The sequence below is a fragment of the Streptomyces sp. WELS2 genome (genome assembly GCF_013870595.1).
Taxonomy (GTDB): domain Bacteria; phylum Actinomycetota; class Actinomycetes; order Streptomycetales; family Streptomycetaceae; genus Streptomyces.
The window spans coordinates 1-1,748 of sequence record NZ_JACBWZ010001107.1 but is presented as its reverse complement, the minus strand read 5'-3'; the positions used below and the strand labels follow the sequence as shown (position 1 = coordinate 1,748).

2 protein-coding genes are annotated in these 1,748 nt (G+C 75.4%); one reads left to right on the top strand and one right to left on the bottom strand.

The genetic code is table 11. The annotated features are described in order from the left end of the window. The coding region (locus H5J33_RS34100; protein WP_181798536.1) for an MFS transporter at positions 1 to 813 on the bottom strand (813 nt) is incomplete at its 3' end. Between the two features lie 84 nt (positions 814 to 897). On the opposite strand from H5J33_RS34100, the gene H5J33_RS34095 reads away from it, so the two are divergent. Continuing rightward, positions 898 to 1,748 (top strand): LysR family transcriptional regulator (locus H5J33_RS34095; protein WP_181798535.1); only part of this gene is annotated, 851 nt, incomplete at its 3' end.

Here is a 1,748-nt window from a genome sequence, read left to right as displayed (position 1 = left end):
CGCCTGGAGCGCGAGCACCGCACCGGCCGCCGCGCGGTGTCCGTGCGCGTCGGCGTAGGCGATCGTGACGACCTCCATGGAACCGAAGACGGCTCCGGTCGCGGTGAAGCAGACCAGCAGCGCCGGGATGCCCGCGCCGCGCAGCGGCGACGGCCCCTGGGACCGGGCCGCCGGCGGTGGCTCGGTCGACCGCTGGGCGGTGAACAGCAGCATCCCGGCGAGCAGCAGCACCGCCCCGGCGAGCGTGCCCGCCTCCGGGAAGAGCGTCCCGGCCAGGAAGGAGGCGAGGACCGGCCCGAGCATGAAGCACAGCTCGTCCGCGGCCTGCTCGAAGGCGTTCGCCGTGTGCAGCGCGCCGGGATCGTCCCGCAGCAGATGGGCCCAGCGGGCGCGGGAGAGGCCGCCGGTGTTCGGGGTGGTCGCGGTGGCGGCGTAGGCCGCGAAGAGGGTCCAGTCGGGGGCGCCGAAACGGACGCACAGCAGCAGCGCGAGGCTGCCGAGCACGGAGACGACCGTGGCGGGCAGCGCGATCCGGGCCTGCCCGTGCCGGTCCACCAGCCGGGCGACGAAGGGCCCGGCCACGGCGGTCGCCGCGAGCCCGGTCGCGGTGACGGCACCGGCGAGGGCGTACGAGCCCCGGGAGCCGGCGATCATCACGACCGCGCTCACGCTGAACATGCCCATGGGAAGACGGGCGAGGAGATTGCCGGCGGTGAAGGCACGGGCGCCGGGAAGCGCGAACAGCCGCCGGTAGGAGGAGAGTCGAGTCGTTCTCCCCGGTATCCGGCGCTCCTGGGCGGTGGGTTGGGACATGACCCCACGGTCACCCGGGGCGGATCACCTGGTCCAACACCTGCCGGGCGCCGATTGACGCGCCCGCGTTGTAAATTCGCCTCCGTGCCCGCTTCCCTGGACCCGCGCCTGCTGCGCGCCTTCGTGGCCGTGGCGGAGGACCTGCACTTCACCCGGGCCGCGGCCCGCCTGTACGTCGCTCAGCAGGCGCTCAGCCGTGATGTACGGCGGCTGGAGAGGGAGTTGGGCGCGGAGCTGTTCGTGCGCACCACCCGGCAGGTCACCCTCACGCCCGACGGCGAGCGCCTGCTGCCGCACGCGCGCCGGGTGCTCGCCGCCCAGGACGACCTGCTCGCCGCGTTCGCGGCCGGGCAGGGCCGCCCCCTGCTGGTCGACCTGAACTCGCCGGGCCTGGCCACCGGCCGCCGGGTGCTGTACCGGGCCCGGGAACTCGCCCCCGACTGCGAGCTGATGGCCCGCTACGAGAGCGGTCTCACCGGAGCCGCCGCCGATCTGCTGGCCGGCCGCCTGGACGTCTCCTTCGGCCGCTTCGCCGGTCTCGACCCGGCGCTCCGCTCCGGCCTCGCGCAGCAGCCGGTGCGGTACGAGCCGATGGCCGTCGTGCTGCCCGAGGACCATCCGCTGGCGGCCCTGCCCGAGGTCCCGGTGTCCGCGCTGGCCGGGGAGACGGTGTACGCCGGCGCGGGCAACCCGCGCACCCGGGAGTGGACCGATCTGGCCCTGCGCCTGTTCGAGGGCCGGGGCATCCGGCTCGCGCCGCCGCTGCCGATGGCCGTCGGCGACGAGGAGTTCGCCCGCGTCATGGGGAAGACCGGGAACCCGGTCCTGGCGGTGGTGGACTTCCCGCCCATGCCCGGCACGGTCCGCCGGCCCCTCGTGGCCCCCGTCCCGCTGTCCCCCGTGTCCCTGGTCTGGCGCAAGGGCCTGGTCCACCC